Below are 19408 nucleotides of genomic sequence, written 5' to 3'. Positions count from 1 at the left end.
CTCGGCCTGCGTCGCGCGACGCTGTGGAGGTGAAGAAACTAGGGATTGCGGGTATAGCGACCGTGCTCGGTGACCACGTCTCCCTCCAGTTCCATGATGAGCAGCATGGAGGACAGCGCGGCGGCCGTCAATCCGGTGCGTTCGACCAGGGAATCCATAGGGGTAGGGTCGTGGCCTAGTGCCTGCCACAAGCGCTGGTAGTCGGGGTCCGGGCGCGTGGAAGTGGTGGTGCGCGTCGTCCTGGGCACCTGAGTGGGGGCGGCCAGGCGCTCGCGCAAGGCGGTGGCCAACTCGCCCGACAGCAGTTGTAGTCCCTCGATGACCTGGGCCGGTTCCTGCGCCAGCGTTGCACCCTGGCGGATCAAGTGGTGGCAGCCGCGCGCGAGCGGGTTGTGCAGCGAGCCGGGCAGGGCGAACACCTCGCGTCCGGCCTCGGCCGCCAGGCGCGCGGTGATCAGCGCGCCCGAGCGCATCGCCGCTTCGACCACCAAGGTGCCCAGCGCCAGCCCGGCAATGATCCGGTTGCGCGCCGGGAAATGCGCGGCCACCGGCCCGGTGCCGGGCAGATATTCGCTGACCACTGCGCCGCGTGCGGCAATGCGATCGCGCAATGCCTGGTGATGCGCGGGGTAAGCCACGTCGGCACCGGTGCCGACCACCGCCACTGTGATGCCGTCAGGCTGGGCGAGCGCGGCGTCGTGTGCGATCGCATCTACGCCGGCGGCCATCCCGCTGACGATGCCCAGGCCTGCAGATGCCAGGCTCGATGCGAAGGCGCGGGTGTGGTCGCGTCCTCCAGCGGTGGCGGAGCGGCTGCCGACCACGGCCACGCCGGGATGCCAGAGTGCGTTGGGGTCGCCGTCCACGAACAGCGCCAGCGGCGGGTTGGCGATGTGGCGCAGCAGTGCCGGGTAGTCCGGGTCTTGCCAGCCAATCAGGTGGTGGCCGGGCTGTTCGCACCAGCGCAGCGCCGCATCCAGCGCTTGCGGGTCGGGCGTCTGCAGCCGTTCCGATTGCAGGTCGTCGCAGCCGGCCGCGCGCCATGCGCCGGGCCCGGCAGTCAGAACGTCGGACAGGCTGGCGAAAGAGCTCAGCAGCGCGCGACGCGGTGGGCTGCGACCGCCAGCCAACAGCAACATCAACATTGCGCGCAGATCGAGAGAGGTGGGGGCCATGCGCACAGCCTGTGCCGAAAACGACGACGGCGCCCTCAGGCGCCGTCGCGTTACCGCATCGGACTTTCAGATTACTGCGCGTCAGGATGCTTGACGAAGTAGCCCAGGCCGGTTGGCTTGACGCTTTCCATCACCAGCGCATAGCTGACCTTGTCGAAGGTGCGGAACACCATCGCGTGCGAGGCATATTCATCGGGCAGGCCGACGGTGGAGCCGGACGGGCCGCTGAAATCGTCATCGGTACGCGAGAAGCGCGAATGCTTCACGCGGTCGCTGACGGTGCGTCCCTTGCGCCAGATCGAGAACACCGTACCGTTGTTGATGCCTTCGCGCGCGCCGCCGGAAATGGCGATCACGTCGCGGGTACCGCCAACGATGAAGGCGTCGGAAATGGCCAGCACGCGCAGCTCGGTCTGCAGCGCCTGGTCGGACGGCGGATGCGGGATGAACTGCAGATCGTACGGCTGCGCTTCCACTGCCACGATGCGATCGCCGGCGCGCACTTCGCGGCCGCTGTCCTGCAGCAGCAAGGTCGCCGCCTTGGAATTGCCACCCGCCGCGCTGCGGGTGATGGTGCCGACGTTGACCTGCGCCATCTCATAGCCGAGGAACTCACGGCGCGTGCTCGGCGCGATGAAGTTCTTCCAGATGTTGCCGGAGCCGGCGGTGATGTTGCCCGCCATATCCAGGTCTTCGTTGTGCTTGGGCAGGCTGAACTTCACGGTCGGACGCACCACCGCAAAGCGCTGGCCCGGCTGCGCGTCTTCCAGACCGACCACATAAGCGACCTGCCCGGTGGTGGCGCGCGAGCGTCCGCCTTCCAGGCCAACCACGTAGGGCAGCTCGTCAAAGTCTTCGACCACGCGAAGATTCTTCAGGAACGGCTCGACATCGGCCAGCGGAATCGCGTTGATGGGCGCTTCCTGGCGCGGGCCGGGCTGGATCGTGCCTTTCCCCACACGGTCCAGGTAGGCCAGGCTGATCACGTCACCCGGATAGATCAGGTGCGGATTCTGGATCTGTGGATTGGCTTGCCAGATTTCCGGCCACAGCCATGGTTTTTGCAAAAAACGCCCAGCAATGTCCCAAAGGGTATCCCCCTTGCGGACCACATAGGTGTCTGGATGCTCGCCCACCGCTTGCGCGGCAGCGTAGGTCGCGACGGTCAGCATCGCCGCAGCGACGACCGTACGAAGTCGGTTCAACATGAGTGCCTTCTTGCCTGATTCCCCAACAGGTCCGCGCACTATAGTCCAGAAACCGGGGCGCCACGCAAGCATTGCGCTAGAATGCCCCCGTCTTGCCGGCGCCGCGCCGGTGTTTCTGGACGGGTAACCCCATGGCTTTGCTCCCTATTCTCGAATTTCCCGATCCGCGGCTGCGCACCAAAGCCGTGCCGGTCGATGCGACAGAAGTCACCAGCCCGGCGTTCCAGACGCTACTGGATGACATGTTCCAGACCATGTACGAGGCGCCCGGCATCGGCCTGGCTGCCAGTCAGGTGGATGTGCACAAGCGCTTCCTGGTGATCGACGTCAGCGAGGAAAAGAACACCCCGCAGGTGTTCGTCAACCCGGAAATCATCACCAGACAGGGCGAGCAGGTGTATCAGGAAGGCTGCCTGTCGGTGCCGAGCATTTTTGCCGATGTCAGCCGCGCCGATGCGATCACCCTGCGTTATCTCGACCGTCATGGGCAGCCTCACGAGCTGAGCACCGATGGCCTGCTGGCGGTATGCATCCAGCACGAGATGGACCACCTGGACGGCAAGTTGTTCGTGGATTACCTGTCGCCGCTCAAGCGCGAAATGGTGCGCAAGAAGCTGGCCAAAATGCGCAAGCATGTGGCTTGAGGGCGGGAATTTGGGGTTCGGGAGCGGGGATTGGCAAATGCGGTCCCCGTGCACGTGTTGACGCCGGTGTGCAGTCTGTTTGTTCAATAAACCTGATCGACGGCGTCATGCATGGGGCGCGAGGTCGTGTGTCTCTGCACAGACCTGGTGTGAAGTCCGGCCTGTCCATCCCGGCGACTGAAAGCACCAGCCAACCGCTGTTGCCAATTCCCAATCCCACTTCCCCAATCCCCACTCATCGGCCCGCCGATTCCATTCGGCTGCGTCACCCGCGGTTGCCAATCCCCAATTCCGACTCCCGAATCCCAGCCCTATGAGAATTGTCTTCGCCGGTACGCCGGACTTCGCTGTCGCCTCGTTACGCGTTGCCGCGCAACGACATGAAGTGGTGGCGGTCTACACGCAGCCGGATCGGCCGGCCGGTCGCGGTCGCGGGCTGACGCCGTCGCCGGTGAAGCTGGAGGCGATCGCGCGCGGCATTCCGGTGTACCAGCCGCAGACGCTGCGCTCGCCCGAGGCGCTGGCCACGCTGCGCGGACTCAATGCCGATCTGATGGTGGTGGTGGCCTACGGGCTGATCCTGCCCAAGGCGGTGCTGGCTGCGCCGACCCACGGCTGCTGGAATGTGCATGCCTCGCTGCTGCCGCGCTGGCGTGGCGCCGCGCCGATCCAGCGTGCGATCGAGGCCGGCGATACCGAAACCGGCGTGTGCCTGATGCAGATGGAAGCCGGTCTGGATACCGGCCCGGTGCTGTTGTCGCAACGCATCGAGATCGGTGAGCAGGAAACCGGCGGCCAGCTGCACGACCGCCTGGCCGCGCTGGGTGCGCAGGTGCTGTCCGATGGCCTGGGCTTGCTGCGTGCCGGCATTCGCCCGGTGGCGCAAGCGCAGCCGGGCGAGGGCGTCACCTACGCGCACAAGCTGGACAAGGCGCAGGCGCGGCTGGACTGGGCGCAGCCGGCGCAAGAACTAGCGCGGCGCGTGCGTGCGTTCAATCCGTGGCCGGTGGCCGAGGCCACGCTGGCCGGCGAGCGGGTGCGTCTGCATGGCGCGGTGGCGCTCGAGTTGGCCCATCAACAGCCGCCGGGCACCTTGTTGGCCGCCAGCAAGCAGGGCATCGACATCGCCTGCGGGCAGGGCGCGCTGCGGGTGCGCGTATTGCAGCGTGAGGGCGGCAAGGCGATCACCGCCGCCGATTACCTCAACGCGCGCCGCGACCTGCCGGCGCTGCGCTGATGGCCGCCGACACCGCGGCGGCCGGCGTCGCCTCACGGCTGGCGGCAGCGAAGGTGCTCACGGCCGTGTTCGACCAGGGCCGTTCGTTGAAGGCCGAACTGACCGCTGCGCTGCCTGGCATTGCCGATCCGCGCGATCGCGCGCTGGTGGAGGCGATCTGTTTTGCAGTGCTGCGGCGCCGCCCGGCCTACGACGTCGCCTTGCGGCAATGGCTGGAACGCCCGCTGCCGCCGCGCGATGCCGAACTCAAGGCATTGTTGATGGCCGGCTTCGCTCAGCTCGACGTGCTGCAACTGCCCGCGCACGCGGCGCTGTCGGCCACCGTGGAGGCGTGTCGCGCGCTGGGCCGGCCGCGCCAGGCCGGCATGGTCAACGCGATCCTGCGGCGTGCGCAGCGCGAAGGATTTCCGGCGGTCTCGGACGATGCCGGTTGGCCGTCGTGGTTGCGCAAGCAGCTGCGTGCCGATTGGGGCGAGCAGGCCGAAGCGATCTTCGTCGCAAGCGCGCAGATGGCGCCGATGTGGCTGCGCGTGCATCGCGGGCGCACCGACCCAGCCGCCTACGTGGCGCGGCTGGCAGAGGTGGGCATCGCCGCACAGATCGACACGGTGCTGCCTGATGCGCTGCGGTTGCACAGTGCGGTGCCGGTGAGCCAGTTGCCGGGCTTTGCCGACGGCGAGGTCTCGGTGCAGGACGGCTCCGCGCAGCAAGTGGCCGACGCGCTGACGCTGACGCCGGCGGCGCGGGTACTCGATGCCTGCGCTGCGCCCGGTGGCAAGGCGGCGCATCTGCTGGAGCGTTACCCGCAGTTGCAGCTCACCGCGCTGGATGTGGATGCGCGCCGGCTGGAACGCGTGCAACAGACGTTGCAGCGCACCGTGCCGAACGCGCAGGTCGCGTTGCATGCGGCCGACGCGTCCGACCCGGCGGCATGGTGGGACGGTCAGCCCTTCGATGCGGTACTGCTGGATGCGCCGTGTTCGGCCACCGGCGTGGTGCGTCGTCAGCCGGATGTGCTGTTGCACCGCCGCGCCGATGACATCGATGCGCTGTGCGCCCTGCAGGCGCGCTTGCTGGATGCGACGTGGCGCACGTTGCGTCCGGGCGGCCAGCTGCTCTACACCACCTGCTCGCTGCTGGCGCGCGAGAACCAGGGGCAAGTAGAGGCCTTCCTGCAACGCACGCCCGATGCGCAGGCGCAGCCCTTGGGTGCGCAGTTCGGCCATGCGGCGGGCCCGGGACGTCAGCGGTTTCCCGGCGAGCAACACTGCGACGGTTTCTTCTACGCGCTTTTGCTAAAAGCGTCCTGATCGCGCGCCGATGCCGGCGCTCCCTTTTCGCGTCCCATTGCCGCCCTCCATGCTCAAGACCCGTGCTTCAAAGGATTTCTGGTTGCTGGCCATCACCGCGGTGCTGGTGATCGGTGCCGGGCTGGGGTTGCGTGACCCCTGGCCGTCGGACGAGCCGCGTTTTGCGCTGGTCGCCAAGCAGATGGTGCTGAGCGGGGACTGGTTGTTCCCGCATCGCGGCAACGAGCTGTATTCGGACAAGCCTCCGATGCTGATGTGGCTGCAGGCGCTGTTCTATACGCTGCTGGGCAATTGGCGGGTGGCGTTCCTGCTGCCGTCGCTGCTTGCGGCGCTGGGTACGCTGGCCTGTGTGTACGACCTGGGGCGGCGGCTGTGGACCCGGCGGGTGGGGGTGTATGCCGCGTGGCTGCTGTTGTTCACCCTGCACTTCACCTTCCAGGCCAAGAAGGCGCAGATCGACCCGCTGGTGGTGTTCTGGATCACCCTGGCCAATTACGGGCTGCTGCGGCATCTGTTGCTGGGCCCGGCCTGGCGCTGGTGGACGCTGGGCTGGTTTGCCGCCGGGCTGGGTGTGATCACCAAGGGCGTGGGCATCATCGCGCTGCTGATGCTGATCCCGGCCGGCATTGCCGCCGCACGCGGTTGGCCGGGTGTGCGCGTGCATGTGCGCGACCGCCGCTTCTGGCTCGGGCCGCTGTTCTTCTTCGTGGCGATCGCGCTGTGGTTCGTGCCGATGATGGTCACCGCGCTGACCGCCGGCCAGCCCGAATACCGGGTGTATCTCAACGACATCCTGCTGCGCCAGACCGCCAAGCGCTACGCCAGTTCGTGGGATCACGCGCAGCCGATCTGGTACCACCTGCAGAGCATGGCCACGATGTGGATGCCGACCGTCCTGCTGTTGCCATGGGCGATTCCGGCGTGGCGGCGGCGGTTGCGCCGGCGCGATGCGCGCTATCTGCTGCCGTTGGCGTGGTGGTTGCTGGTGCTGGTGTTCTTCACCATCCCCAGCGGCAAGCGCGATGTCTACATCCTGCCGGCGTTGCCGATGTTCTGTCTGGCGCTGGCGCCGTTGGCCGCGGGTTTGCTGCGCCGGGTCGGGGTGCAGCGGGTGCTGTTCGGTTTTGCGCTGCTGCTGACTGTGGTCTTCGCCGCAGGCGGGGCGGCGATGCTGATCGGGCACCCCGGATTCGAGCAGAAGATCATGGACAGCCGCGGGGTCGGCAGCGAAGCCACCGACCCGCTGGGCTGGCTGCTGCTGGCGGTGGGTACCTGGGGCGTGGCAAGCCTGCTGCTGTTGCGCGTGCGCCGCTCCGCGCTGGCGGTGGTGTCGCTGCTGGGCGCGTGGTGGGTGGCGTTCGGGCTGGTCTGCTACCCGATCTTCAACGATTCCAGTTCGGCCGGTGCGGTGATGCGCGAGGTCGGGCGCCGTATCGGCCCGGATGCCCAGCTCGGCCTGGTGGCATGGAAGGAGCAGAACCTGCTGATGGCCGACCGCCCGGCGCAGACCTTCGGCTTCAAGGTGCCATGGGAAGAACAGCTGCGGCGCGGCGTGGCCTGGCAGGCCGAGCAACCGGGGCAGCGTTGGTTGATGGCGCAGGAGACGGCGCTGCTGGGCTGCGTAGACCGCAGTCGCAGCCAGCTGGTCGGTGTGGCCAATCGACGTCGTTGGTGGCTGGTGCCGGGCGATGCGGTGCGCGGCGACTGCGTGGCCAGCTCCACGGAGCGGGCGGTCGAAGAAAAGGAGCAGGGCAACCTGGACGTCGAATGAGCCCTTCACGCGCGCATTTCAGGTCCTGCCTGCATCAGGCCACTGCAGTGACTGGCGATTGTCTAGCAGTCATTCATGCGGGACATCGTTAGCTTGGTCGGCGTCGCTGACGTGCAGTGCCTGTCTCGCCCCCTTCCGCCACCGATCTTTCAATGAATTCACTGCGTACCCAGCCCACTTCGCTCCCGCAGTCCGCACCCGTGGCATCGCGCGCGGGCGTGGGCATCGCCGAGCTGGGGGTGTTCACGCTGACCGCGTTGGTGGTGAGCATGCCCAGCGGCTTGCTGCCGTTCGGCCTGTGCCTGTTGCTTGGCTCGCTGGTCGGCTGGCGCAGCCTGCGTGCCGGCATCGCGGCGCGCAGCGGCGCGTTGCGCGCGGTGGGGTGGCTGTCGGTGGTCGTGATCGCAATGTCGCTGCTGTCGATCGCCTTGTTCGAGCACGGCCTGCGCGATGTCGACAACCGCTCGCGCTTTCTGGTGCTGCCCTGGGCGGCGTTATGGGCTTACGCCTTGCAACCCCGTCAGGTCTGGCTGTGGCGGGGCGCGTTGGCCGGCGTGTTTGCGGCCATGTTGATCGCATTGCTGCAGGTGATGAATGGCGCCGACCGTGCAGAAGGCTTTACCAATGCGATTGTGTTTGCCGACATCGCGCTGATGTTGCTGGTGGTGGTGGCGTTTTGTCGTCCGGTCGGCGCTGTGCGCTGGCTGGTCGCTGCGGCGGTCGCAGCGGTGGTGGTGATCGTGCTCAGCGGCAGCCGTGGCGTGTGGCTGGCGTTGCTGGCCACCGTGGGCGTGCTGGCCTGGGGCGCGCCGTGGCATAGCGCGCGCATGCGGCTGCTGACCTTCGTCGGCGGTGCGGTGCTGGCGGTGGGCGTGGTCGTCAGCGTGCCCGCATTGACCGACCAGATGCGCCTGGGCGAGTTGCAGAGCGATCTGCAACGCTACGAAGTGGGCGACAGCGATTCGTCTGCCGGGGCCCGCATCGAACGCCTGCATGTGGCCTGGGATACCTTGCGCGCGCATCCGCTGACCGGCGTCGGTGTAGGTCGGTTCGATGATGCGATGCGCGAGTTGCCGGTCTGTGCCAGCGGCACCTGGCTGCTGCGCTGCCATCTGGGCCATGCGCATAACGATCTGGCCGAATGGGGTGCCACCCAGGGCGTGCCCGGGCTGTTGCTGCTGATTGCGGTCTATGGCGTGCCGCTGTGGGTGTTCGTGCGCTTACATCGACGCAGCGGGCAGGTGCAGTTCCGCGGGCCGGCGGCGGCCGGGGTGATGATCGTGATCAGCTATGCGCTGTGCGGGTTGACCCAGTCGATGTTCGCGCACCAGGTGTCGGCAAGCTTCTACTCGGCGATGGTCGGCATATTGGTGGGCCTGGCCGCACGTCAGGCACAGCCGGCAATGCCGAAGGCTGTCGGCAACGCGTAGTGAGCGGTGCTGAGTTGGAGACGCTTCGCGTGTTCGGAACCTGATCGGCTGAGCGCGGCCAACAAGCATCCAGACCTGCGCAAGCCGTCATGCGTCTGCCCGCCCATGCGAAGCGATTCATCTGCGCGACGGGTACGTGGCCACCGAGCGCATCGGTCGCGCCGCCTGGCGATGAGCGCAGCAGCCGTGCTGACCGCGCTCAGTCGCTGTGTTGATCCGCAGCGCGCGGCGGGTCCTGTACCGGCTGGTTGTGCTGTAGCAGCCACAGCATGATGGTCTTCTGGCGTACGTAGTTGGCACGTACGTAGGCGTAGATCAGCCCATGCCAGCCATCGCGAAAACCGCCGCGCAGCAGATAGCCGCGCCAGAAGCGCCAGGCCGGCGCCAACACCAGCTTGCTCCAGGTCGCGCGCTTGCCGCGGGCGTAGTCGTGCTCGGCCATCATCTGTGCGTAGCGCTGGGTCTTGGCCAGCTGCTGCATCAGCGACCGATAGGGGTAGTGGACCAGGTCGCCGCGCAAGGTGACCACGGCACCATCGACGCTGGCCGCTTCGTGGATCTCGCGCTTGCCGCGCCAGCCGCCACGGCGTCGGTCGAACAGGCGCAGCACGCGGTCCGGATACGCATTGCCGTGGCGCAAGAAGCGGCCGAAATACTCGGAGAGCCGCGCGAACCGGTAGCCGGCCGCGTCGGCAAAGCCGGCATCGCGTGCCGTCAGGATCGATGCGCGCAAACTGTCGCTGATGCGTTCGTCCGCATCCAGGCACAGCACCCAGTCGTGGCCGGCTTGCGCGACGCAATACGCCTTCTGGCTGCGGTAGCCATCGAAGGCGCGTTGCAGCACGCGCGCGCCATGCGCGCTGGCAATGGCAGCAGTGGCATCGGTGGAACCGGAGTCCACCACCACGATCTCATCGCAGAACGCCAGCGAGGTCAGGCAGTCGCGTAGGCGATCGGCCTCGTTGAACGCGATAATGCAGGCGCTAATGCGAGGCCGTTCGTCGGGTGCGGTCGAAGAGGACATGTGATGGCCGATTACCTGCTGTTCGCAACGGAGCGTTACGCGTTGCCTATTCTGGCGCCATTGGCGCAGGCATTACAGGCCCGCGGCGACACGGTTGCCGCCTGGTACGAAGGCGGTGCACGCGGACTGGTGCTGCCGGGCGTGCGCGAAGTGGGGTTGCGCGAGGCGCTGGCCCTGCGTCCGCGTGCGGTGTTCAGTGCTGCCAACTGGGTGCCGCCGTTTATCTCCGGCGCCAAGGTGCAGCTCTTCCACGGCTTCAACGTGCAAAAGCGCGAGGACAATCGCGGCCATTTCCGTGTGCGCGGCTTGTTCGATCTGTATTGCACGCAAGGCCCGGCCACCACTGCGCCGTTTCGTGTACTGGCGGCGCGCGAGGGCCATTTTGCGGTAGTGGAAACCGGCTGGCCCAAGCTCGATCCGGTGTTTCGCGATGACGGCGGGCACAGCGCCACGCTGCGTGCGCCCGCTAACGGGCGGCCGGTGATCCTGTTCGGTTCCACCTTTACCGAGCGCCTGAGCGCGGCACCTGTGCTGTATGAGGAAATCGCCGCCGATATCGCGCGCGGTGCGCACTACTGGCTGCTTACCTTGCATCCAAAATGCGCGCCGGAATTGTTCGACCGCTATCGCGCGCTGGCTGGTGCCAATGCGCGGTTTGTCGAGCCCGAAGAGGTCGTGGCGGCGCAGCGTGCGGCCGATGTGCTGGTCTCCGATACCTCGTCGATCGTTTCCGAGTTCGTGGTGCAGCACAAACCGGTGGTGACCTTCCGCAACCGCGTGCCGCAGCCGCATATGCTGGACTTTCAGCAGCCGGCGCAGTTGCCGCAGCAACTGGCGCGCGCGCTGGCGCCGGATGCCGAACTACGCGGCGCGCTGGCCAGTTATGCCGATGCGATCCATCCGTATCGCGATGGCAGATCGTCCGAACGAGTGATCGCCGCCACCGAGGATTTCATCGCCGGCAAGCTCGGTACGCTGCGACGCAAGCCGCTGGGCGCCCTGTGGCGTGGCCTGCAGATTCGGCGCGAACTCGGCTATTGGGGTCCGGCGCAGCGCTGATCGTCGGTCGTGGGCGATCTCCCTGCCGATCAGCGAGGCTGGTCCAATCACCAATCACCAATCACCAATCACCAATCACCAATCACCAGCGCAGCTTGCGCCGTGCCAGCGCGGCGCCAAGTTGGGTTTGCAGCGCCTGCGCCTGCGCCAAAGGCACAAAACGCAAGCGCAAGGCCGGGCCGGTGGGACTGGCGCCGGCGGTGTCCAGCCACAGCGTGGCAGTGCCGGTCAGGCGATCCAGTGGCGAGCGTTGCAGCTGCAGCGCCTGCAGCTTGTCCAGTTCGGCCAGCCGCCACCAGCGTTTCCACCAGCCGCCACGCACCGCCACATAGCGCGCGTCCACCGCATAGCCCATGCGGTGCACTTGGCGATGCGCCTTGAAGGCGCTCCACGGCAGCCACAGCAGCAGCCATGCAGCCTGACTGCCGAACTGCCACGCCAGCCCGGCCACCAGCGGCAGCAACATCAGCAGCGTCGGCAGGCTCAGCCGCCACCAGCAGTGCGTGGCGATCGCCTGCCACTGCGCCGGCGGCCACGCAATACCCGGCAGCAGGCGCTGCAACAAGGCATCGCACCGCTGCGGCTCGGCGATCGGTGCCAGCTCTTTCAGCGCGCTATCGTGGTTGTCGCCGGTGTTGGTCACGGCGGTATCCACGCGCAACTGGCGGCGGCCAAACAGGCGATGCAGCCGGCTTTCGTACACCGTCCACGACTGGATCCGTCGCAGTGCCACGCTGCTGCGGATCCGCGTCAGCAGGCCGCGCTCCACGGTGAGGCGCCGCTCCGATTCGCTGAGATGAAAGCCGTGGTATTGCGCCACGGCCAGGGCCACCGAGAGCGCGCGCATGGCCAGCAGCACCGCCACGACGGCGATCGTCACCAGGATCGTGGTGACGGCTGCACCCGGATGGATCTGGTTGACGTAGCGGTACGCGATCTCGCCATTGGTCTCGATAAAGCTGGACGCCACCCGGCGCGGAATCATCTGATAGATCACACCGAAACTGGCCGCGACCACCACCATGCCGCGGTTGGAAATCAGGCCCAGCCGGATCACTTCGCCCATCGGCAGGCGCAACAAGGTGGTGCGGTCGTCGCTCTGCACGGCAGCTGCAGCTGCATCGGCGTGGTGGGCGCGGCGCCGTATCAGATCTTCCAGCGCCAGCGCCTGATCCAGTCGCAGCACGCGCATTTCCGCTTCGGGTTTGTGCCCGCCGGCCGATTCCAGCCGCACTTCCGCCACGCCGGCCAACCGGTGTAGCAGCGATTGATGCACCACCACGTTGTGGATGCGGGCGAATGGAATGTCGCGCCGGCTGCGCTCCAGCAGGCCGCTGCGGATCGCCACGCTGTCTTGCCCAATGCGATAGCGATAGGTGAAGTAACGCAGCACCGAAATCGCCACCAGCACGGCGATCACCACGGCGGTGGCGATGTGGTCGGCAAAATCGCGGCTGCCGTCGCGGCTGCCGAACACGACCAAGGCGACCAACGGAATCAGGAACTGGCGAATCTGCTGCAGCAGCACGAACACCCACGACAGCGGATGCAGGCGCTGCTCGTCGTGGCCGGGGTGCTCGATGGTATTCACAGCGCGTCGTCGTGATGATCAAGCTGGCGGGCGAGGCGGTCGCGCAGATGCTCGGCGTCGGCCTGATCCAAGCCGGACAGCGCCACCGCATTGAGCCGGCTGCCGGCGGTGTGCACCACCAGCGTGGTCAGGCGCGTGGCGCGTTCGATCGGGCCGCGGCGCAGATCCACGTGCTGCACGCGCGAGATCGGCACGCGCGTGTCGCTCTGCCACAGATGCCCGCGTTGCAGCGCCAGGCCATGCTGGTCGAGTTTCCACAGCGTGAGCCGGTGCCGTTTGACTGCCAGCCATGCGCACAGCATGGCCAGCACCAGCGTCACGCCCAGCACCGCCGGCCAGTAGTGCCAGGCGTGCAGCGCAGTGACGATGACACCGGCGGCGATCAGGCCGGCACAGCCACCGCCAAGTGCGCCATTGACCGCGGCCACGTAGGCGCCACGGCGTGGCAACTGCTGCCAGTGCGCGTGGTCCACCGGCGGTGTGTCGGCAGGCGCGGCGCTGACCAGGATGTCGGGGTGCGGCGGTGGAGCGTCGTGCACGAGGCGTGCCTGCAGAAGCGGTGCGCAAGCATAGCCGGGTGCCCGGTCAGGGCGCATCCGCTCTGGCCTTGGGTTGCGAGGAACTGGGTTGGACGGCTGACAGAGGACGTCGTGGTGCAGCGGGCAAACACGTTCGGTGGTCGAGATTGCTCTTAAGAGCGGCTAACGAAACGTAGCGAGCAGTCGTCAGGTGGGTGTGGACGGCACGCTCAGAACCGGAGTGAGTGGTGCATGCCGCAGCGAGCACCGGCAGCGCCCGCCTGGTGGCTGCGCAGTCGTTTCGTTAGGTGATCCTCATCGGTGCGCGCGTTTGCGCTACACGGCGGGTCTCCCAGACCGACACCCACGCCGATGGCGCGCAGCGATGGCGATCGAACACGCAACATTGATCAGGCAGACGCCAACAGTGGGCACGCATCAGGCGCCGATGGCCGGATGCATCGGCCCGGGCACGTACCGCCTGCGTGCCAGCGGCATCTAGCCAGGCAGCCTGCTGCCCGCGCTTACTGTGCAGCCAGAATCAGCGCATCCACATCCAGCGCATGGCCGGCGCGCGCGGCCTTGGTGCGCAGATACTGCTCGTTTTCAGGGGTGATATCGCCGGTGATCGGGATCCGATCTTCGACAGCGATCCCCGCGGCGCGCAGCCGCTCGGCCTTGGCCGGGTTATTGGTCAGCAGACGGATGCGGCCGATGCCCAGGCCGCGCAACATCGCCACCGCGCTGCCGTAGCGGCGCTCGTCCGGGCCGAAGCCCAGCTGCGCATCGGCATCGATGGTGTCCAGGCCGGCATGCTGGTAGCCGTAGGCGCGCATCTTGGCGGCGATGCCGGTGCCGCGGCCTTCCTGATCCAGATACAGCAGCACACCGCCGCCGAGATCCTTCAACTTGGCCAGGCCGTGCCGCAGCTGGTCGCCGCAGTCGCACTTGAGCGAGCCGAACAGGTCGCCGGTGAGGCACGACGAGTGCACGCGCACCGGTACCGCGCCCGACAGGTCGGGCTGGCCCACCACGATCGCCACTTGATCGCGCTGCGCGACGCCGCCGCGGAACACCACGAATTCGCTCATGCCCAGGCCGCGCAATGGCACCGGCGTGCGGGTGACGAGCTCAAAGCCGGCCGCAGCCGATTTGGCGCAGCCACTGCTCAGGTCATCCAGGCTCAGCGACTGGCATCCGGCAAAGGCGGCGTGGGCGTGCACGTCGCGCAGCTCCACGGCCAGCAGGGCCGGCAGCAGCAATCCCAGCCGCGCGATCTCCACCCCGCCGGCATCCAGCGCATCGCCAGCCGCCCACTGCGCCGGCACCGGGGTGTCGCGCAGATAGGCCAGTGCGGCGAGTTGGTCGTAGCTGTAGTCGGCCAGGGCCACGCGCGCGCCCTGCGGCGCAGTCAGCCCCAGCACCTGGGCGCGGGTCGGCGTGACGAACAGATAGTGACGGCCCTGCGCGGCACGTGCGAACGCGGCATACGACTGCGCCGTGCTGCTGTCCAACGCCAATACCGCACGCGCCTGCCCATCGGCGGCGGTCAACAGCACTGGCCGGCCGGCGCGCAACTCGGATGCGGCGCGCTCGCAGCGGATGGCTGCCGGGTCGCCGAAGGCCTGTGCGCTGGGGGAGGGGACGGGGCTGCTCATGCACGACTCCAGATGGGGATTGCCACGGCCGCTTCAAGGCGGACGCCGCCGCGCCAGTGCCGGCCGCATGCCGCCATTGTCGCGTGGTTCGCAACTGGCGGCTGCCACCATCGGGTGGAACGCTGCATCCAGTGGCTGCGATTGAGTGACAGCACAGGCGCCGATTGGTTGTGCGCCGCGCGCGTTGTTCAGCGCCCGGCAATGCTTTCTAATTCGATCACCTCTCAGCTCAGCGGATCCCATGCGTCTTATCGACTGCAGCGAAGCGCGTCACGCCAGCGCGATCCTGGACATCTTCAACGAGGCCATCGCCAACTCGACCGCGTTGTACGACTACCGGCCGCGTCTGCCGGAGAGCATGGTCGGCTGGTTCGCCACCAAGCGCGCGGGCGGCTTTCCGGTGATTGGTGTCGAAGATGCCGATGGCACGCTGATGGGCTTTGCCAGCTACGGCACCTTTCGCGCCTGGCCGGCGTTCAAGTACAGCGTCGAACATTCGATCTATGTGCACCAGGACCATCGCGGCAAAGGCCTGGGGCGCACGTTGTTGCAAGCGCTGATCGCCGCGGCCGAGCAGCGCGGCGTGCATGTGCTGGTCGGCGGCATTGATGCCAGTAACCAGGCCAGCGTCGCGCTGCACGAACAGTTCGGCTTCACCCATGCCGGCACCGTGCGCGAGGCCGGGTTCAAGTTCGGACGCTGGCTGGATCTGGCGTTCTATCAACGCATTTTGGCGACGCCTGCAGACCCGCACGACGACTGACGCACCCGGCCCGGCTGCCGCGCGCGATCAGGCGGGCGCGGCGCGACGATCAATGCGGATGCCGCTCGGTCGCGTAGGGGTTGGCCTCGCCGCTGCCGGGTGGGCGCAGCGTGTAGCGCTTGTAGGTCCACTGATACTGCGCCGGGTCGCGCCGGGCGATCTGTTCGATGCCGGCATTGAGTGCGCTGGCGGCACGCACCGGGTCGGGGTCGGCCACTGCCGGGTCGGCCGGTTGCACGTGCAGGGCAAACTGCAGGTCCCCGCCAGCGCGTTCGCACCAGCCGTACAGCACGGTGGCGCCGGTGCGCTCGGCCAGCCGGTTGACCAGGGTCATGGTCAAGGCCGGGATGCCGAAGAACGGCGCAAATACGCCATCGCCCATCTTCGGCTGCTGGTCGGGCAGGATGCCGACCGCGCCGCCGTCCTTGAGTACCTTGAACAACTGCCGCACCGCCGGGCCTTCGGCACGTACCTGGCGCACGTTGTCGCCGCCGCGCGCCAGCTGCAGAAATCCATCGACCGCCTCCGACTCGGGCGGCCGGTACACGATGGCGATCGGCCCGCGCTCGGACAGCCACTGGTTGAGCAGCTCCCAGTTGCCGAAGTGCGGCGCCGCCACGATCACGCCACGCCCGGAGGCCAGCGCCGCGTCGTAGAGCTCCTGCCCGTTGCGTTGCAGGCGCGCCAGGTTGTCGGCCGGCGGGCGGGTCCAGGTGCGCAGTACTTCCAGGGTCTGGCGCGCGGTCGATTGCAGGATTTGCGCGTGCAGCTGCGCGCGCTGCGCGGCCGGTAACTCCGGGTAGGCCAGTTCCAGGTTGCGGCGTGCCACGCGGGCTTCGCGCGCGTTGAGCTTGCGCCAGCTCCAGGCCAGCGCATCGGCCACGCGTTTGAGCAGCGGCCACGGCAAGCGGCCCACGGTGGCGGCGGTGGCATAGAGCAGTCGAGCGCGGACATCAGGTTTCATCCGCGCAATTCTAAACAGCGCAGCCGGCGAAGGCCCGCGCGTGACAGTGCGGGCAGCGCTGGGCATGCTGCGCGACACAGTTTGCTGGGCGAGAAAGCCGATGCTTGCATTGATTCAGCGCGTTACCCGGGCCTCGGTCAGTGTCGAGGGCCAGGTCGTCGGGCAAATCGGCCCCGGGTTGCTGGCGCTGGTCGGCGTGGAGCCCGGCGACAGCGACGCGCAGATCCGGCGCCTGGCCGAGCGCCTGCTGAGCTACCGGGTGTTCGGCGACGATGCCGGCAAGATGAATCGCTCGCTCACCGACACTGCCGGCGGTCTGTTGCTGGTCAGCCAGTTCACCCTGGCCGCCGACACCAGTTCCGGTAATCGGCCAGGCTTCAGCACTGCGGCACCGCCGTTGGAGGCTGAACGGGCGTTCAATCAATTGGTGGCGATCTGCCGCGAAAACCACCACGCCGGGGTGGAAACCGGGCGCTTTGGTGCCCATATGGTTGTCGACCTGGTCAATGACGGCCCGGTGACCTTCCTTCTCAGACCCTAGCCAGCGCAGTTCTACCAGCGGTCCCGTCTTGATTCCGGCAGACCGGGCTTCACGCTGGTATAATGCTAGGTTCTCTTTCCAATCTCAAAGCCGGTGGCGCGAGCACTCATGGCCAACGAACGTCCTGCCCAGCAATCCGACATCAAGCTACTGATCAGCAAGGGCCTGGAACAGGGCTATCTGACCTACGCCGAAGTCAATGACCATCTGCCCGACGACCTCGTCGACCCGGAGCAGATTGAAGACATCATCAGCATGATCAACGGCATGGGCATTGATGTCCATGAAGTTGCCCCCGATGCCGAAACCCTGCTGCTCAACGATGGCAACACCGGCAACCGCGAGGTTGACGACACTGCCGCCGAAGAAGCCGCCGCAGCGCTGACCGCGCTCGATACCGAAGGTGGCCGTACCACCGACCCGGTGCGCATGTACATGCGCGAAATGGGCACGGTCGAGCTGCTGACCCGCGAAGGCGAAATCGCCATCGCCAAGCGCATCGAAGAAGGCCTGAGCCAGGTCCAGGCAGCACTGGGCGTGTTCCCGCTGTCGACCGAAATGCTGCTCGCCGATTACGAAGCGCACAAGGAAGGCAAGAAGCGTCTGGCCGAGATCGTGGTCGGCTTCAACGACCTGATCGAAGAAGCCGATGCCGCCGCTGCCGCGTTGGCCGCCGCCGGCCCGGTTGCCGTCTCCGAAGACGATGCTGCCGACGACGACGACGCCGAAGATGGCGACGACGACGCTGCCGAAGAAGAGGCCGGCCCGACCGGTCCGGACCCGGTCGAAGTCGCCACGCGCATGGAGAACCTGGCCAACGAATACGCCAAGTTCAAGAAGATCTATGCCAAGAACGGCGCCGAGCACAAGCTGGTGGTCAAGGCGCGCGAAGACATGGCCGCCATCTTCACCACGCTCAAGCTGCCGCTGCCGCTGACCGACGCGCTGGTCACCCAGCTGCGTGGCGTGGTCAACGGCATCAAGGACCACGAGCGCAAGGTGCTGCACCTGGCCACCACCGTGGCACGCATGCCGCGCAAGGACTTCATCCGCTCCTGGGAAGGCAACCAGACCAACCTGGAATGGGTGGAAGACGCACTCAAGCGCAAGCAGAAGTGGTCGTCCGCGCTGCGCGACGTCAAGGACCAGATCGTGTCCGAGCAGCAGGGCTCGATCGAGATGGAAAAGGCCAACTACCTGACCCTTGGCGAGATCAAGGAGATCAGCCGTGCGATGGCCTATGGCGAAGCCAAGGCGCGCAAGGCCAAGAAGGAAATGGTCGAGGCCAACCTGCGTCTGGTCATCTCCATCGCCAAGAAGTACACCAACCGCGGCCTGCAGTTCCTGGACCTGATCCAGGAAGGCAACATCGGTCTGATGAAGGCCGTGGACAAGTTCGAATACCGTCGCGGTTACAAGTTCTCCACGTATGCGACGTGGTGGATCCGTCAGGCCATCACCCGTTCGATCGCCGATCAGGCGCGCACCATCCGTATTCCGGTGCACATGATCGAAACGATCAACAAGTTGAACCGCATTTCCCGTCAGATGCTCCAGCAGTTTGGCCGCGAGGCCACGCCGGAGGAACTGGCCAAGGAAATGGACATGCCGGAAGACAAGATCCGCAAGGTGATGAAAATCGCCAAGGAGCCGATCTCGATGGAAACCCCGATCGGCGACGACGAGGATTCGCATCTGGGCGACTTCATCGAGGACACCAATGTGGAGTCCCCGATCGACAACACCACCAACATCAATCTCTCCGAGACGGTGCGTGACGTGTTGGCCGGCTTGACCCCGCGCGAAGCCAAGGTGCTGCGGATGCGCTTCGGTATCGACATGAACACCGATCACACGCTGGAAGAAGTCGGCAAGCAGTTCGACGTCACCCGCGAGCGGATCCGGCAGATAGAAGCCAAGGCGCTGCGCAAGCTGCGTCATCCCAGCCGCTCGGAACAGTTGCGCTCGTTCCTGGACATCGACTGACCTTAGTCGTCGCTGGATAGTGGTCGCACAACAGCCCCGCACATGCGGGGCTGTTGCGTTTCAGGTACCTGCCCGGCGATGCTAGTCGGGCAGCAGCGGCGCAGATTCGGACGGCGTGGCTTCACGCCTTTGCGACGAAGCCGCACCGCAACGCACTATTAAGTGGATGTTTCCTGCAATCTCACGCGAGATTGCAACCGGCGCCTTACCTTCGAGCGCGACAGGAACCTGAGACCGTCCGATGAGCAGACAAAGCCGCTTCGAAACCACCACGTACTGCGAGCATGAAATCCGTGTACGCGTCGAACAGGCTTCGCCGACAGCCAAGTGGACGCTGTGGGTCGATGTGTACGCTGACGGCGGCGGCACCCGTCTGCCACGCATCAACGACGGGACCCAGACCTGGGACACCTACCAGGACGCCATCGCGCAGGGGTTTCGCGCAGGTCGCCAGTTGATCGATAAGCAACGTCAAACAGTGGATGCTTGATGGTGTGGGTGTGTGGGTGTGTGGGCGTGTAGGCGCGTT

Annotated in this window: 17 protein-coding genes and 1 other RNA gene; 10 read left to right on the top strand and 8 right to left on the bottom strand. The window is 66.7% G+C overall.

Going from position 1 to position 19408, the window contains the following annotated elements:
* Nucleotides 1-38 precede the first annotated feature (38 nt).
* Together dprA and RQH86_RS16085 are read right to left on the bottom strand one after the other, a co-directional pair.
* The gene (gene dprA / locus RQH86_RS16090) at nucleotides 39-1175 is read right to left on the bottom strand and encodes a DNA-processing protein DprA (RefSeq protein ID WP_311260606.1); all 1137 of its coding nucleotides are present in this window, start codon (nucleotides 1173-1175) and stop codon (nucleotides 39-41) included.
* A 71-nt stretch (nucleotides 1176-1246) separates the two neighbouring features.
* A complete protein-coding gene (locus RQH86_RS16085) occupies nucleotides 1247-2383 on the bottom strand; it encodes a LysM peptidoglycan-binding domain-containing protein (RefSeq protein ID WP_115529044.1) in 1137 nt (378 codons plus the stop codon).
* Nucleotides 2384-2514: 131 nt separating this feature from the next.
* Between RQH86_RS16085 and def the strand changes: the two genes are divergently transcribed.
* From def to RQH86_RS16060, 5 genes are all read left to right on the top strand, one after another.
* Nucleotides 2515-3027 (top strand): peptide deformylase, encoded by a 513-nt coding sequence (gene def / locus RQH86_RS16080; RefSeq protein WP_115514054.1) that lies wholly within the window; start codon nucleotides 2515-2517, stop codon nucleotides 3025-3027.
* Nucleotides 3028-3340: 313 nt separating this feature from the next.
* Nucleotides 3341-4264, top strand: coding sequence for a methionyl-tRNA formyltransferase (gene fmt, locus RQH86_RS16075; RefSeq protein ID WP_311239039.1), 924 nt, complete (start codon nucleotides 3341-3343; stop codon nucleotides 4262-4264).
* Nucleotides 4264-5574, top strand: coding sequence for a 16S rRNA (cytosine(967)-C(5))-methyltransferase RsmB (rsmB, locus tag RQH86_RS16070; RefSeq protein ID WP_311239040.1), 1311 nt, complete (start codon nucleotides 4264-4266; stop codon nucleotides 5572-5574). The genes fmt and rsmB overlap by 1 nt, the downstream gene beginning before the upstream one ends.
* Before the next feature lie 49 nt (nucleotides 5575-5623).
* Nucleotides 5624-7345 (top strand): glycosyltransferase family 39 protein, encoded by a 1722-nt coding sequence (locus RQH86_RS16065; protein ID WP_311239041.1) that lies wholly within the window; start codon nucleotides 5624-5626, stop codon nucleotides 7343-7345.
* A gap of 152 nt (nucleotides 7346-7497) precedes the next feature.
* Nucleotides 7498-8775, top strand: a complete 1278-nt coding sequence (locus tag RQH86_RS16060) for an O-antigen ligase (RefSeq protein WP_311239042.1) — start codon at nucleotides 7498-7500, stop codon at nucleotides 8773-8775.
* A 199-nt stretch (nucleotides 8776-8974) separates the two neighbouring features.
* On the opposite strand, the gene RQH86_RS16055 is transcribed toward RQH86_RS16060, so the two are convergent.
* Nucleotides 8975-9799: a glycosyltransferase family 2 protein gene (locus tag RQH86_RS16055; RefSeq protein ID WP_311239043.1), complete on the bottom strand. Its 825-nt coding sequence runs from the start codon at nucleotides 9797-9799 to the stop codon at nucleotides 8975-8977.
* Here RQH86_RS16055 and RQH86_RS16050 point away from each other — a divergent pair, their 5' ends adjacent.
* The gene (locus tag RQH86_RS16050; RefSeq protein ID WP_311239044.1) at nucleotides 9800-10858 is read left to right on the top strand and encodes a CDP-glycerol glycerophosphotransferase family protein; all 1059 of its coding nucleotides are present in this window, start codon (nucleotides 9800-9802) and stop codon (nucleotides 10856-10858) included. It abuts the gene before it with no gap.
* 82 nt (nucleotides 10859-10940) lie between these two features.
* On the opposite strand, the gene RQH86_RS16045 is transcribed toward RQH86_RS16050, so the two are convergent.
* The 4 genes from RQH86_RS16045 to ribA all read right to left on the bottom strand — a co-directional run bounded on the left by RQH86_RS16045 (nucleotide 10941) and on the right by ribA (nucleotide 14625).
* On the bottom strand, nucleotides 10941-12449 hold the full coding sequence (locus tag RQH86_RS16045; protein ID WP_311239045.1) for a PH domain-containing protein: 1509 nt from the start codon (nucleotides 12447-12449) through the stop codon (nucleotides 10941-10943).
* Nucleotides 12446-12922 carry a PH domain-containing protein gene (locus tag RQH86_RS16040; protein WP_055850214.1) on the bottom strand — a complete coding sequence of 159 codons (477 nt, stop codon included), beginning with the start codon at nucleotides 12920-12922 and terminating at the stop codon, nucleotides 12446-12448. Before RQH86_RS16040 ends, RQH86_RS16045 begins: the two co-directional genes overlap by 4 nt.
* Nucleotides 12923-13148: 226 nt before the next feature.
* A non-coding RNA gene (locus RQH86_RS16035) (sX9 sRNA) lies at nucleotides 13149-13221 on the bottom strand.
* Between the two features lie 270 nt (nucleotides 13222-13491).
* Nucleotides 13492-14625 (bottom strand): GTP cyclohydrolase II RibA, encoded by a 1134-nt coding sequence (gene ribA, locus RQH86_RS16030; RefSeq protein ID WP_311239046.1) that lies wholly within the window; start codon nucleotides 14623-14625, stop codon nucleotides 13492-13494.
* Between the two features lie 241 nt (nucleotides 14626-14866).
* Between ribA and RQH86_RS16025 the strand changes: the two genes are divergently transcribed.
* Nucleotides 14867-15388 (top strand): GNAT family N-acetyltransferase, encoded by a 522-nt coding sequence (locus RQH86_RS16025; RefSeq protein ID WP_055847672.1) that lies wholly within the window; start codon nucleotides 14867-14869, stop codon nucleotides 15386-15388.
* 49 nt (nucleotides 15389-15437) lie between these two features.
* Here RQH86_RS16025 and RQH86_RS16020 read toward each other — a convergent pair whose 3' ends face one another.
* Nucleotides 15438-16454, bottom strand: a complete 1017-nt coding sequence (locus tag RQH86_RS16020) for a lauroyl acyltransferase (RefSeq protein ID WP_193552511.1) — start codon at nucleotides 16452-16454, stop codon at nucleotides 15438-15440.
* On the opposite strand from RQH86_RS16020, the gene dtd reads away from it, so the two are divergent.
* The 3 genes from dtd to RQH86_RS16005 all read left to right on the top strand — a co-directional run bounded on the left by dtd (nucleotide 16453) and on the right by RQH86_RS16005 (nucleotide 19369).
* The gene (gene dtd / locus RQH86_RS16015) at nucleotides 16453-16893 is read left to right on the top strand and encodes a D-aminoacyl-tRNA deacylase (protein ID WP_311239047.1); all 441 of its coding nucleotides are present in this window, start codon (nucleotides 16453-16455) and stop codon (nucleotides 16891-16893) included. The two genes, RQH86_RS16020 and dtd, sit on opposite strands and share 2 nt — an antisense overlap.
* Before the next feature lie 108 nt (nucleotides 16894-17001).
* Nucleotides 17002-18879, top strand: coding sequence for an RNA polymerase sigma factor RpoD (gene rpoD / locus RQH86_RS16010; RefSeq protein ID WP_055847682.1), 1878 nt, complete (start codon nucleotides 17002-17004; stop codon nucleotides 18877-18879).
* A gap of 241 nt (nucleotides 18880-19120) precedes the next feature.
* Nucleotides 19121-19369 carry a DUF6566 family protein gene (locus RQH86_RS16005; RefSeq protein ID WP_115554721.1) on the top strand — a complete coding sequence of 83 codons (249 nt, stop codon included), beginning with the start codon at nucleotides 19121-19123 and terminating at the stop codon, nucleotides 19367-19369.
* Nucleotides 19370-19408: the final 39 nt, after the last annotated feature.

The organism is Xanthomonas sp. WCS2018Noco2-27 (genome assembly GCF_031843525.1).
Lineage (GTDB): Bacteria > Pseudomonadota > Gammaproteobacteria > Xanthomonadales > Xanthomonadaceae > Xanthomonas.
The sequence above is the reverse complement of the archived record's forward strand: the minus strand, read 5'-3'. Positions and strand labels throughout refer to the sequence as shown.